This is a genomic window from Pseudomonas sp. St290 (assembly GCF_018325805.1).
In the GTDB taxonomy this organism is placed as follows: domain Bacteria; phylum Pseudomonadota; class Gammaproteobacteria; order Pseudomonadales; family Pseudomonadaceae; genus Aquipseudomonas; species Aquipseudomonas bijieensis.
The window spans coordinates 3,755,652-3,769,138 of the sequence record NZ_AP014703.1; the positions used below are offsets into that span (position 1 = coordinate 3,755,652).

At 59.4% G+C, this 13,487-nt stretch carries 12 protein-coding genes; 8 read left to right on the plus strand and 4 right to left on the minus strand.

Annotated features, from left to right (window positions below):
* Positions 1-9 precede the first annotated feature (9 nt).
* A complete protein-coding gene (locus PBDP_RS16350) occupies positions 10-495 on the plus strand; it encodes a thiol-disulfide oxidoreductase DCC family protein (RefSeq protein WP_109752995.1) in 486 nt (161 codons plus the stop codon).
* On the opposite strand, the gene PBDP_RS16355 is transcribed toward PBDP_RS16350, so the two are convergent.
* The 3 genes from PBDP_RS16355 to PBDP_RS16365 all read right to left on the minus strand — a co-directional run bounded on the left by PBDP_RS16355 (position 492) and on the right by PBDP_RS16365 (position 3,549).
* On the minus strand, positions 492-986 hold the full coding sequence (locus tag PBDP_RS16355; protein WP_109752996.1) for a DUF2269 family protein: 495 nt from the start codon (positions 984-986) through the stop codon (positions 492-494). The two genes, PBDP_RS16350 and PBDP_RS16355, sit on opposite strands and share 4 nt — an antisense overlap.
* A gap of 3 nt (positions 987-989) precedes the next feature.
* Complete coding sequence (locus PBDP_RS16360) at positions 990-2,117, minus strand: saccharopine dehydrogenase family protein (protein ID WP_109752997.1); 1,128 nt, start codon at positions 2,115-2,117, stop codon at positions 990-992.
* Between the two features lie 244 nt (positions 2,118-2,361).
* Complete coding sequence (locus PBDP_RS16365) at positions 2,362-3,549, minus strand: XylR family transcriptional regulator (protein ID WP_212800948.1); 1,188 nt, start codon at positions 3,547-3,549, stop codon at positions 2,362-2,364.
* 154 nt (positions 3,550-3,703) lie between these two features.
* Here PBDP_RS16365 and xylA point away from each other — a divergent pair, with 154 nt between their 5' ends.
* From xylA to PBDP_RS16400, 7 genes are all read left to right on the plus strand, one after another.
* Positions 3,704-5,020 carry a xylose isomerase gene (xylA, locus tag PBDP_RS16370; protein WP_212800949.1) on the plus strand — a complete coding sequence of 439 codons (1,317 nt, stop codon included), beginning with the start codon at positions 3,704-3,706 and terminating at the stop codon, positions 5,018-5,020.
* Between the two features lie 147 nt (positions 5,021-5,167).
* Positions 5,168-6,169 (plus strand): D-xylose ABC transporter substrate-binding protein, encoded by a 1,002-nt coding sequence (xylF, locus tag PBDP_RS16375; RefSeq protein WP_109753000.1) that lies wholly within the window; start codon positions 5,168-5,170, stop codon positions 6,167-6,169.
* 184 nt (positions 6,170-6,353) lie between these two features.
* Entirely contained in the window at positions 6,354-7,910 is a 1,557-nt protein-coding gene (gene xylG, locus PBDP_RS16380; protein WP_212800950.1) for a D-xylose ABC transporter ATP-binding protein, read from the plus strand.
* On the plus strand, positions 7,911-9,047 hold the full coding sequence (locus PBDP_RS16385) for a sugar ABC transporter permease (RefSeq protein ID WP_212800951.1): 1,137 nt from the start codon (positions 7,911-7,913) through the stop codon (positions 9,045-9,047). It begins immediately after the preceding gene.
* A complete protein-coding gene (locus PBDP_RS16390) occupies positions 9,047-9,508 on the plus strand; it encodes a GNAT family N-acetyltransferase (protein WP_212800952.1) in 462 nt (153 codons plus the stop codon). The genes PBDP_RS16385 and PBDP_RS16390 overlap by 1 nt, the downstream gene beginning before the upstream one ends.
* Positions 9,509-9,525: 17 nt before the next feature.
* Complete coding sequence (locus PBDP_RS16395) at positions 9,526-10,665, plus strand: epoxide hydrolase family protein (RefSeq protein WP_109753004.1); 1,140 nt, start codon at positions 9,526-9,528, stop codon at positions 10,663-10,665.
* Between the two features lie 500 nt (positions 10,666-11,165).
* Positions 11,166-11,444 (plus strand): fructose-bisphosphate aldolase, encoded by a 279-nt coding sequence (locus tag PBDP_RS16400; protein WP_212800953.1) that lies wholly within the window; start codon positions 11,166-11,168, stop codon positions 11,442-11,444.
* A gap of 247 nt (positions 11,445-11,691) precedes the next feature.
* Here the strand turns inward: PBDP_RS16400 and PBDP_RS16405 are convergent, their stop codons facing one another.
* Positions 11,692-13,362 (minus strand): hypothetical protein, encoded by a 1,671-nt coding sequence (locus tag PBDP_RS16405; RefSeq protein WP_212800954.1) that lies wholly within the window; start codon positions 13,360-13,362, stop codon positions 11,692-11,694.
* Positions 13,363-13,487: the final 125 nt, after the last annotated feature.

Consider the following 13,487-nt stretch of genomic DNA (forward strand, 5'->3'; position numbering starts at 1 on the left):
GACTCATTCATGCCCATCTCCCAAACTCGCCCCTCACCCGCGCCCTTGCTCGAGCCAGGCGAGACAGTGGTCCTGTTCGACGGCGTTTGTAAACTGTGCAATGGCTGGGCAAAGTTCCTGATCCGCCATGACCACGCCCGACGCGTGCGGTTGGCCTCCGTACAATCACCCGAAGGGCAAGCGCTGCTGGCCTGGGCGGGCCTGCCCTTGCAGCAGTTCGACACCATGGCTGTGGTTCGAGATCGGCATTACTGGGTGCGTTCGGAGGCGATTTTTGAAATCGTTGCCCTACTGCCCTGGGCCTGGCGCTCGGTGAAACTGCTGCGTTACGTCCCCCGCAGGCTTCGGGATTGGGCCTATGATCGCATTGCCCTGAATCGTTATCGGCTGTTTGGCAAGTACGACGTTTGCCTTTTGCCGAGCCCGGATCATGAAGGCCGTTTCTTGAAGGCTCCCACGCTTGGGATCAATCCGGTGGAACGGATCGGTACTTAGCCCGTCAGAAGCTCGATCCACTGACGTGGCGTCATCTTCGTCACCATGATCAGCACAATGACAAACATCCCCAAAAAGCCAAAGACGCCCATCCAGAACCACTTTTGATACACGGATGAGTATCGATCATCGAGCGCGCGCCCGTCTCCAACTGCGCTCGAAGCCATCACGTATAAGCGCTTCTGGAGCACCAGCACAGGAAGCCACAGCGCCCCTACGCAAAGGAAAATGATCAGCGATGTCATTATCCATTCCGTGGTCGGGGGAAGTCCGGCCAGCTTCAGCAGCAGGTAGCCCGTCGCTATCTGGATAAAGCCCGCAGGCGTGGTAATCCAAGTGTCGAACTGGACGACCGTCCTGGCCACGTGGGCAATGACCTGAGGGTTGGCGGTGCGGCTAGCAGCGATCAGGTAGAGGTAGGACCCCATGCCGAAGCCGAAAAGGAAAATGGCAGCAATGATGTGGAGGTACTTCAGGCAAAGATAGAGCATCTGTCAGCCCTGCTCGTCAGAGAAGTGTACGGACAGGCTCAAGTTTTCGGGGTCGTTGATAGCAGCCATGTATTCGTCCACGGTGATTTCACCCACGCAGGCCCGAGCACCGGGTTCGGGCAGATACCCTTGGCTGATTTTTGCCGCCAAGGCAACGGCTGCGCAGCTGGGAATCTCTGGCCCCTTGTCATTCATGGCGGTGAGCTGCACGTTCATCGACAGCGGTTCGTCATCGACACCGATGCCCTGGACGTCGATGTACATTGCGCTTTTGCCATCGCCAAATCGTTCGAACCAGAGCCCCCACCGATGAAGCCTGGTGGCCCAAGGGGCATGGTCACGCACCACCCCCATCCTCATTGCCTGGGCCAGCAGATAGTTGGCAATGCCGCCGAGTTTCAGGCCTGAGCCGGCCTTGAAGCTCAGGGTCCGGGCACCATAGCGGCTGGCGAAGATATCCATGTCCGGCACGTCGACATTGGCCAGTACCCGGGTCCCCATATAGCGCATTCTGCGAAGCGTCAGATCCTGCCACCCCAGGACCTCATGTACCCGGCCATCCCGCAGTTGCTTGATCGGCCTGCCTGCGTAGGCGAGAACGCCTTCGACGGTGGACAACCCCGGCATCTTGGCCGAAGAGGAAATACCATGCTCAATCGAGTCGATACGCTTAAAGCGATGCCGCTGCTGATCGATGAGGGCGGCCGAGAGCGTCGGCACTGAGCTGCAACCACTAAGGACCGCGACGCCCGCCTGTTTTGCCCGGGCGTCGAGTGCGCTAATGCCGGTGACGAAGGCTCTGGAATCGGACAGGTCACAGTAGTTCACACCCGCGTCGATACAGCTCTCGGCAACGGCATAGGCTTGCCCTTGAAATGGGCCACCGGTATGGATGACCAATTGGATGTTCATCAAGCCCAGGACAGATTTGAAGCCCGCTCCCATGGCGTCGCCGCACCAACTTTCACACACAGTGCCCGATTGAGCCTTCAACTCATCGACTTTGCGCTGCAGTTTTTGGGTGTCGCGCCCTGAAATCACCAACTTTACGCCTGGCATCACCACCAGGTGCCTGGAAACGATACTGCCAAAGTTTCCATACCCGCCGACCACCATCACCCTGAGCGTCATTCAATCCTTCCCTAAATATTCGATGAAGCCAGCAACCTTGCCACAAGGAAGACTCGATGGTGTACCCCTTGTGGCAATGGCTCACCGTGCCTTTGTGGCGAGGGGATTTATCCCCGTTGGGCTGCGCAGCAGCTCCAATGTTATCCACTCAATCAACCTGACACACCAGGCTGCCAGGTTTCAGGGCCGCTTCGCGCCCCAGCGGGGATAAATCCCCTCGCCACAAGAGCGGTTCGGCCGTGGGTCAGTGAGTGGCCGTATTGGCTCCCTGCTGATATTCCCGAGGCGTGCAGCCGAACTCACGGCGAAACACCGTATGCAGGTACTGCGCCGATTTGAAGCCACAATTCTGGGCAATGTCGGCAATCGGCGAGTTGGTGTTTTCCAGTCCGTTGGCGGCAGCGGCCAGTTTGAAGCGCAGGATTTCGTCGTGGACGCTACAGCCGCGCTCCTTGCGAAAGTGCGATTCCAGCGATGAACGCGACACGCCCACATAGGCCGCCACCTGGGCAGTCTTGATGCCCTGGCAGGCGTATTGGCGGATGAAGAGCATTGCCTGCATCACATAAGGGTTGCCCAACGGCTGGTGCAGGCTCGAAACCTGCACATTGATCGCATCCGGCGGTATCAGAATCTGTGTGCCCGTGGACGGCATGCCGTGCAGCATTTGATGGAGCAGGCGCGCGGCGGTGCGACCCATGGTTTCGGTGCCTTGGATCACCGAACTCAGCGGCACCCGCGTCAGGCTGCGGGTCAGCGGATCGTTGTCGATGCCGATCAACGCCACTTGCTCGGGCACGGCGATCCCGGCGGTCAGGCAGGCTTGCAGCAGCTGCCGGGCGCGCGCGTCGCTGACGGCGATGATGCCGATGGGTTTGAGCAGGCTTTGCAGCCAGGCGATCTGCTGTTCGACGGCGCTGTCCCAGAGCGGTGCGCTGGTGCCCATGCCGCGATAGACCTCGGCGTGCAGACCGTCGCGCTGCACCAGCCGGCGAAAAGCCTTTTCCCGCTCCTGGGCCCAGCGGTTGGCTTGGGCTTCAGGCAGGCTGAAACAGGCGAAACGGGTCAAGCCGGCCTCGACCAGGTGCTCGTAGGCCAATTTCATCAACGCTTCATTGTCGGTGGCGACATAGGGAATGCCCTGCGGATAAGCGCGTTCATCCTGATACGAACCACCCACCGCCACCACCGGCAGCTTGATCCCGGCCAGCGCCTCGCCAATCAGCGGGTCGTCGAAGTCGGCAATGATCCCGTCACCTTGCCAGCGCTCGATGCCTTTCAAGCGGCAGAGAAAATCTTCTTCGAGGAACAAGTCCCAGGACGCGCGCGTGCTGCTCAGGTAGTTGCCGATGCCACTGATGATGCCGCGGTCGTAGATCTTGCTGCCGTTGAACAGGAGCGCAATGCGGTGAACGGGCGGGACGGTTTTCATTGGTTTAACCCTGGGCCGATGAGCACAGACTAGGCGTGCAGCCAGCGAATCTCAATACTCAAAATCGAACGGCCCGTTGGTGATTTTCATAATCAGCAGCCATAGGGCCGGCGTTAGTATCGGGACACCGCCAAGAATAAAAAGGAAATTGCACATGCCGTACTTCCCCGGTGTCGACAAGATTCGCTACGAAGGCTCCGCCAGCGATTCGCCACTTGCCTTCCGCCACTACGACGCCAACAAACTGGTGCTCGGTAAACCCATGCGCGAGCACCTGCGCATGGCGGTCTGCTACTGGCATACCTTCGTCTGGCCGGGCTCGGATGTGTTCGGTGCCGGCACCTTCAAGCGCCCATGGCAGCACGCCGGAGACCCAATGGAACTGGCCATTGGCAAAGCCGAAGCGGCCTTCGAGTTCTTCTCCAAACTGGGCATCGACTACTACTGCTTCCACGACACCGATGTCGCCCCGGAAGGTAGTTCGCTGAAGGACTACCGTAACAACTTCGCCCAGATGATCGACCACCTGGAGCGCCATCAGGAAGAGACCGGGATCAAGCTGTTGTGGGGCACCGCCAACTGTTTCAGCAACCCACGCTTTGCCGCCGGCGCCGCCAGTAACCCAGACCCGGAAGTGTTCGCCTGCGCCGCCGCCCAGGTGTTCAGCGCCATGAACGCCACCCAGCGCCTCAAAGGCTCCAACTACGTGTTGTGGGGCGGTCGTGAAGGCTACGAAACCCTGCTCAATACCGACTTGAAACGCGAGCGCGAACAGTTGGGCCGCTTCATGCGCATGGTGGTCGAGCACAAACACAAGATCGGCTTCAAGGGCGACCTGCTGATCGAGCCCAAGCCCCAGGAGCCGACCAAGCACCAGTACGACTACGACAGCGCCACGGTGTTCGGTTTCCTGCAACAGTTCGGCCTGGAAAACGAGATCAAGGTCAACATCGAAGCCAACCATGCCACCCTGGCCGGGCACAGCTTCCATCACGAGATCGCCACCGCCGTCTCGCTGGGAATTTTCGGCAGCATCGACGCCAACCGTGGCGATCCGCAGAACGGCTGGGACACTGACCAGTTCCCCAACAGCGTCGAGGAAATGACCCTGGCCACCTACGAAATCCTCAAGGCCGGGGGCTTCGGCAACGGCGGCTTCAACTTCGACTCCAAGGTCCGCCGTCAGAGCCTGGACGAACTCGATCTGTTCCACGGCCACGTCGCCGCCATGGACGTCCTCGCCCTCGCCCTGGAGCGCGCGGCGGCCATGGTGCAGAACGACCGGTTGCAACAGTTCAAGGACCAGCGCTACGCCGGTTGGCAGCAACCGTTTGGCAAGGCGGTACTGGCGGGTGATTTCAGCCTCGAGTCACTGGCCGAGCATGCCTTCACCCACGAGCTGGATCCCCAGGCCGTCAGCGGTCGCCAAGAGATGCTCGAAAACGTGGTCAATCGGTTTATCTACCCCTGACAACGGGCGATGTTCGGGCACAGGGGCTGTTACATTCTCGCGACAAATCTGTGCCCACGGCGCCCTGCAACGCTCTACAGTTCTACCCCGGTATCACGCTCATCGTCAGGCAGTGTCTTTCAAACAACAATAAAAGGACGCACCACCATGAAAACCTTCAAACGCACGTTACTCGCCGGCGCCCTCGCCCTCCTGTCTCTCCCGGTCATGGCCGATGCGGCCCACCCGAAGATCGGTTTTTCCATCGATGACCTGCGCCTGGAACGCTGGTCGCGGGACCGTGACTACTTCGTCGCGGCGGCGGAAAAACTCGACGCCAAGGTCTTCGTCCAGTCGGCCGATGCCAACGAGCAGAAACAGATCTCGCAGATCGAAAACCTGATCTCCCGTGGCGTCGATGTGATCGTCATCGTGCCGTTCAACGCCACCGTGCTGACCAACGCCGTCGCCGAAGCCAAGAAGGCCGGGATCAAGGTGGTGTCCTATGACCGCCTGATCCTCAATGCCGACATCGACGCCTACATTTCCTTCGATAACGAAAAAGTCGGCGAGATGCAGGCCAGCGGCGTGTTGAAAGCGGCGCCCAAGGGTAACTACTTCCTGCTCGGCGGCGCCCCTACGGACAACAACGCCAAGGTCCTGCGCGAAGGCCAGATGAAAGTGCTGCAACCGGCCATCGACAAGGGTGACATCAAGATTGTCGGCCAACAGTGGGTCAAGGAATGGAACCCCACCGAAGCCTTGAGCATCGTGGAAAACGCCCTGACCCGGAACAACAACAAGATCGATGGCATCGTCGCCTCCAACGACGCCACCGCCGGCGGTGCGATCCAGGCCCTGGCTGCACAGAAGATGGCCGGCAAGGTACCGATCTCCGGCCAGGACGCCGACCTCGCCGCAGTCAAGCGCGTGATCGATGGCACCCAGACCATGACTGTCTACAAGCCGCTGAAACTGATCGCCTCCGAAGCCGCCAAGCTCTCGGTGCAACTGGCGCGTAACGAGAAACCCAGCTTCAGTTCGCAATACGACAACGGTAGCAAAAAGGTCGATACCATCCTGCTCACCCCGACACCGTTGACCAAGGACAACATCGACCTGCTGGAAAAGGATGGGTTCTACACCAAGGCGCAGATCGCCGGGCAGTGACCAAAGCCCGGATCTTTGGTTAAGCAAAGATCCTGTGGGAGCGAGCCTGCTCGCGATGACGGCAGCACATCCACTATTGATGCCAGCTGACCCATCGCCATCGCGAGCAGGCTCGCTCCCACATGCCCTGTGACTTGACTGGCATCGGGGTGATGCCTGAGCCCTCTTTATTCGAGCCCTCGCCATGTCCGACTACCTGCTGCAAATGAACGGAATCGTCAAAACCTTTGGCGGTGTCAAAGCCCTGAATGGCATCGACATCAAGGTCCGACCGGGTGAATGCGTCGGCCTGTGCGGCGAGAACGGCGCCGGCAAATCGACGTTGATGAAAGTCCTCTCGGCGGTCTATCCGTATGGCACCTGGGACGGTGAAATCCTCTGGGACGGCCAGCCGCTCAAGGCACAATCCATCAGCGAAACCGAGGCCGCCGGGATCGTCATCATTCACCAGGAACTGACCCTGGTCCCCGACCTGTCGGTGGCCGAAAACATCTTCATGGGCCACGAGCTGACGCTGCCCGGCGGGCGCATGAACTACCCGGCGATGATCCACCGTGCCGAAGCCTTGATGCGTGAACTCAAGGTGCCGGACATGAACGTCTCGCTACCGGTTTCGCAGTACGGCGGTGGTTACCAGCAATTGGTGGAAATCGCCAAGGCACTGAACAAGCAGGCACGGCTGCTGATCCTCGATGAGCCCTCCTCGGCCCTGACCCGCTCGGAAATCGAGGTGCTGCTGGACATCATCCGCGACCTCAAGGCCAAGGGCGTTGCCTGCGTGTACATCTCCCACAAGCTCGATGAAGTGGCCGCCGTGTGCGACACCATTTCGGTGATCCGCGACGGCAAACACATCGCCACCACCGCGATGACCGAGATGGACATTCCGAAGATCATCACCCAGATGGTCGGACGGGAAATGAGCAACCTCTACCCCACCGAACCCCATGAGGTCGGCGAGGTGATTTTCGAAGCACGCCACTTCACCTGCTACGACGTCGACAACCCCAAGCGCAAACGAGTCGACGACATTTCGTTCGTGGTCAAGCGCGGGGAAATCCTCGGCATCGCCGGGCTGGTCGGCGCCGGTCGCACCGAACTGGTCTCGGCACTGTTCGGCGCCTACCCCGGGCGCTACGAAGGCGAAGTCTGGCTGGGCGGCCAACAGATCGACACGCGCACGCCACTCAAGTCGATCCGTGCCGGCCTGTGCATGGTCCCCGAAGACCGCAAGCGCCAAGGCATCATCCCGGACTTGGGCGTCGGCCAGAACATCACTTTGGCGGTGCTGGACAACTACTCGAAACTGACCCGCATCGACGCCGAAGCCGAACTGGGCAGCATCGACAAGGAAATCGCGCGGATGCACCTCAAGACCGCAAGCCCGTTCCTGCCGATCACCAGCCTCTCCGGTGGCAACCAGCAAAAAGCTGTGCTGGCGAAGATGCTCCTGACCAAACCCCGCGTGCTGATTCTCGACGAGCCGACCCGCGGCGTGGACGTCGGCGCCAAGTATGAGATCTACAAGTTGATGGGCGCGCTGGCGGCCGAAGGCGTGTCGATCATCATGGTCTCCTCGGAACTGGCCGAAGTGCTGGGGGTATCCGACCGCGTGCTGGTGATCGGCGAAGGCCAGTTGCGCGGCGACTTCATCAACCACGAACTCACTCAGGAACAGGTGCTCGCCGCCGCACTCAGCCAGCCCGATGGCCATAACAATAATGATCGGAAGTCCGCGTAGATGAATCAGGTCAAACAACTTTTCAGCCGCTACAAAATGCTCGCCCTGGTGATCGCCGTGGCGGTGATCTGGCTGTTCTTCAGCTGGCAGACCGACGGCGGGTTCGTGACCCCGCGCAACCTCTCCAACCTGCTGCGGCAGATGTCCATCACCGGGATCCTCGCCTGCGGTATGGTGCTGGTGATCATCAGCGGCGAGATCGATCTGTCGGTGGGCTCGTTGCTTGGGTTGCTCGGTGGCCTGGCGGCGATTCTCGATGTGGTCTATCACATCCCGCTGCTGGCGAACCTGAGCCTGGTGGCCTTGTGTGGCCTGGTGATTGGCTTGGGCAACGGCTATATGACGGCCTACCTGCGCATCCCGTCGTTCATCGTCGGCCTGGGCGGCATGCTTGCCTTTCGCGGCATCCTGCTGGGGGTGACCGGCGGCACCACCATTGCCCCGGTGTCACCGGAGCTGGTGTACGTCGGCCAGGGTTACTTGCCGCACACGGTCGGGACCGGGCTCGGCATCCTGCTGTTCGCCCTGACCCTGTTCCTGACCTGGAAACAGCGGCGCAACCGTGCCCTGCATGGCCTGGCGGCGCACTCATTGGTGCGTGACGTATTGCGCGTGGTGCTGATCGGCGCGGTGCTGGCCGGGTTCGTCTATACCCTCAACAGCTACGACGGCATCCCGGTGCCGGTGCTGCTTCTGCTGATCCTGCTGGGCGTGTTCAGCTACGTCACCAGCCAGACCGTGTTCGGCCGCCGCGTCTACTCGGTGGGCAGCAACATGGAAGCCACACGCCTGTCGGGCATCAACGTGCAGGCGGTGAAACTGTGGATCTTCGGCATCATGGGCGTGATGTGCGCCCTTGCCGGCGTGGTCAACACCGCACGCCTGGCCGCCGGTTCGCCCTCGGCGGGCAACATGGGCGAACTCGACGCCATCGCCGCCTGCTTCATCGGCGGTACTTCCATGCGCGGCGGCTCCGGCACTGTCTACGGCGCCCTGCTCGGCGCGCTGGTCATCACCAGCCTGGACAACGGCATGTCCATGCTCGATGTCGACAGTTATTGGCAGATGATCGTCAAGGGCAGCATTCTGGTGCTGGCGGTGTGGGTGGATGTGAGTACACGCACGGGTCGACGCTAGTGGTCAGGTCAGCCGATGAATTGGCGATACACCAAATCTCAGCCCTTGCTCCTCAAATTCCGCTGTTGGAAACCGAGGCAGTTGCAGAGGGTTTCAGGTTCCTCACCCGTTTGGTAATAGATTGGAAAAACGGCTCCAATCGGTTCGACCGCCCCGGTGAAGGGCTTTTTGGAGCCTTCTGCAATGGGCAACTGATTGCCATAGGTGGTCTTTCTTGCGATCCCTATGTCGGGCCGGATACCGGTAGACTACGCCGGGTGTACGTCGTACCTGCTTCAAGGCGCCAGAGCGTGGGTAAGGTTCTGGTGCAACACCTTCTGGAATATGCGGCCCTGAATTTCCGTGTCGTTCGCCTGTCCACGGATACACCGCAGGGAGCCGCATTTTACCTGCGCTGCAGATTCCAGCAGGTCCAGGACGATTCTGCGACGCATGTCATGTCATTTGTAGATGCCACCTGATCACGGCGAAAACACCCATGTTCATCAAACCCTTCTCCATCGATATCTCCGAACACGCCCTTGAAGAGCTGCGGCATCGCCTGAGGAACACCCGGTTGCCGGAGCCCTTGGCCGGGCAAGGTTGGGACGAGGGTATGGACATGGACGTGCTTGGGGAGCTTCTCGCCTATTGGTCGAGCGCGTTCGATTGGCGCGCCCAGGAAACGGCGCTCAATCGCTTGCCGCAATTTGTCGCCGACATCGGCGAGCAGCAGGTCCACTTCATTCATCAGCGAGGCGTCGGGCCGAATCCGATGCCTCTCATCCTCACCCACGGTTGGCCCGGCTCGTTCATCGAGATGCAGCGCATCATCCCACTGCTGACGGACCCGGCCAGCCATGGCGGCGATGCTGCGGATGCCTTCGATGTGGTGGTGCCGTCGCTGCCCGGCTACACCTTTTCCGCGCCGTTCCAGCAACCTGGCATGGGCCCCTATGAAGTGGCCGGTTTGTGGAGTGAGTTGATGACGGGGCTCGGCTATGAGCGGTTTGGCGCCCAGGGTGGAGACATCGGTGCAGGCGTGTCGACGTGGCTGGGCGTGCGTTTTCCCGAGCGCGTGACCGGCATTCATCTCAATTACATCCCCGGCTCCTATCGCCCGCCCCTTGGCGAAACCGAGCCCCCGCAGACAGCGGCAGAAACCGCGTTTTTGCAACGCGCCGGGGCATTTGCCGATGCCGAAGGCGCCTATGCCCACCTCCAGAGAACCAAGCCGCAAACTCTGGCCGTGGGCCTGAATGATTCACCGGCGGGACTCTTGGCGTGGATGGGCGAGAAGATCCTGTCCTGGTGCGATACCAACCCCGCCATCGATCGAGAATGGCTGCTGACCAATGTCACCCTGTACTGGCTGACGAACTGCATCGGCTCGTCGTTTCGCCAGTATGTGGAAGGTAGCAAGCGGCCGTTGCTGTTCAACAGCGGCGAACGGGTGAAGCCGCCGGTTGGGGTGGCGTTGTTTCCCAAGGAGCTACCCATGCCGCCAAGGAGTTGGGTGGAGCGCTGCTGCGACGTGAGGCGTTGGACCGTGATGCCCCGAGGCGGACACTTTGCGGCGTTGGAACAGCCGGAGTTGTTGGCAGAGGATATCAGGGCGTTTTTTCGGGGCTGTCGCTAGAAATCCGGAAAGTCTCCACCCCTCCGACGGTGATTTGGCCTTCTGAAAAACTCGTAGGAATTTACCTCTGTGGCGAGGGGATTTATCCCCGCTGGGCTGCGAAGCGGCCCCAAACCAGCGACCTTATTTCGCCAGGTACTCCGCAGGTACCGGTTTTGCGACTGCTGCGCAGCCGAGCGGGGATAAATCCCCTCGCCACAGGGGGCGCGTGCGTCCTACAGGTCGGTTGTGGGTGCCGGGATCGACTTCTATAGTTGGGTCGTCGCTGGCTTTGGCCGGTGGCTGGGTTTCGCAGCCCTCGATGAAAAAGATCTAATACCGTCAAATGAAATTCAGGCAAACTTGCCCGCGTTCATTTTATGGCGGTTGTGCGCGGGAGACTTTCGGGTCTGCCGAGTTTTTGGATTCTTTCCTCGGTCTGCGAACCCTCGCGCAACTGCCACCCATTTGATTCGCAGCAAAAGGTGGCATTTCTTCTTTCTTAAAAGGAATTCAACCTCATGACAACTCACTCATCCAGCCGCTTCACCCCTCTCACCCAAACAGCCACCACCCACCCCGTCCTGCTGATCGACACCCAAGCCCCACTCCCCGAACTCCACGCCTGCGCCAGCGAACGCCTGCACGCCACTCTCGATTACCTGACCTTGGTCGCTTGCAGCAGCCTGCGTGATTCGGCAACGAGCGACATCAACACCATCACCAACGTCGCCCGGATCCTGGTGCAGGATGTGGCGGATGTGTTTGGCGTGATTGAACAACGCGGGCTCGAAGGCTAAACCTTGTGGGAGCGAGCCTGCTCGCGATGGCGGCGGCACAATGGCCTCTGGCAGGCGCCTTCTGTCGTGCCGTTCGCGCTGAGGACTGGTGCTTCTAAACTTCATCAAAAGATCGGCTCGCGCTGAGCCGGTCTTGTTCAACAAGCGGAGCTCACTGCATGGACCCGTTGCGACCCTCGCAATGCACAAACATGGAAGACATCCGACGCCTGATCGCTACCCCCGTGGCAGGATTGATCTGTTCAACTTATGGCAACATCTCAAAGCCTGCATTCTGGGTCACGGGGATCATTTCCCCAGGTGTGGTCACGACCAATTGGTACTTACCAGTTGTCAAAGTGTTTGCCTGATAGCTGAAGCACGACACGCTGGATGTGGATTTGCCGGGAACAAGAGCCACACTCTTGATCGGCGTGGGCGCAGCTCCTTCTTTTAGTTGATAGAACGAATACTGGGGGTTGCTGACCGGCTTGGCGTGCGTAAGGCAAAACGAGTCGTTCTTGACTGAAGGCGCGAATCGTCCCTTGGCATCCAGGGGTGAAACGAAGGTTATCCCGCTGCGGCTCTCTTGCTCGGCCTGCTGGGCAGCATCCAGGGCCGTCCTGGCACGCTCATAGTCGGCATTCTTCAACAGTGCACTGGTCTCTTGCCTGTTGATGGACTGGACGGCTTTCTCTGCCTCATTCAACGCACGTCGCCGTCCCCAGAGCACATCATCGCCCCCTTTGTAGACTGCAAATGACAACCAGGTCTTGTCTACGAACGTCTCGTTTTTGCCGCTCTGTTGCAGACCGTGATTGTCGTACTCGATCTCGCCAGCCTTGATGTCTTCCAAAGACGTTCCGTCTGGCGTGTCAGTCCAACCGCGCCGCATGGCAGTAGGCACCAGCATCAACGTGTCCCCCAGCCAAGCCAGCGGATTCCCTTTATTGCCCCGATTGGTCAAATAGAAATAGCAGTTGGTGGGAGCACAGCGCTCCTGGTTGATCAGCACATAATTCCCAGGCTTGAGCGCCACTATCGAACCGTTACCTTCCACGGCCTCATCGTCAGGACCTGCCACCATGTCCACGTCGATTTCCAACACAATGTCATCTTTGTTGAGAGCCAACAGACTTTTGGCGACTTCTTTGGCAAACACCTGTTCAGCGGCTGTTATCGGGTTGGCCAGGGACAATGTCTTGCTGGCCGATCCGATAAAGTCGAGGAAAGCTGCGGAGTCTTCGTTTTCGCCCTGGTCGTATTCCAACACGGTCAACTTCATCGACAGGTGATCGGACTCGAGCTTTTTGGGTCCGTACAACAACTTGTTCAGCAGGTTCGGCTTGGAATTATCGGCAACCCCGAGGTAAGGCCCGAGTACTTTGGTCACCGTTGCGCTTTTATCCTCGCCACTCACTTCGGTGAACTCGGCAACGATCACGACCTCGTTCACCCCACCGAGGTCCTTGAGGTACTTAAAGTAAGCATCCGTCAAATAGATAGCGAACACATCGCCACCGTTGCCGTTGCTGTCAGGTTTGCGAATGGCGCCGGCTTTATCGGTGCTGAAAATATCATCATCCAAACGCAGGCGTTCGGCTTTCCAATCGCGGATAGCGTCTTCGAATTTTTTTCTGGCTTGTTGCGCTCGTGTATTGGCGGCCTCGATTTCAGTGGCTGCCACCCCTTGTTTCTTTTTCACAGCGTCCGCCTGGGTTTGGGCGCTTTCCCATTCGTCCTTAAGTTTTTTTGCAGCCTCAAACTTATTGACGTCCGTTGTAGGACGAGCAGGCTGAACCTTAAAAAGATGCGCCTTCCCTGTTGGAACAGCGCAGCCCGCGATGAAGAGTGAAAGCGCACATGCCAATGCCAATCGAGCGCTGAAGGCTGAGCACAACGCCTTTGCAACCTGAACCGGTGCGTTTTCGGTGAACATCCCTTTCCCCTAGTCGTTGCTGGCACAATGCCTTGTCCCGGAGATTAGGACAGCCATCCAATAAGCGCAACGCAGATAACTTGACGCCAGTAATTGTGCAGCTTGAGGTAAGAGACTTCATGTGG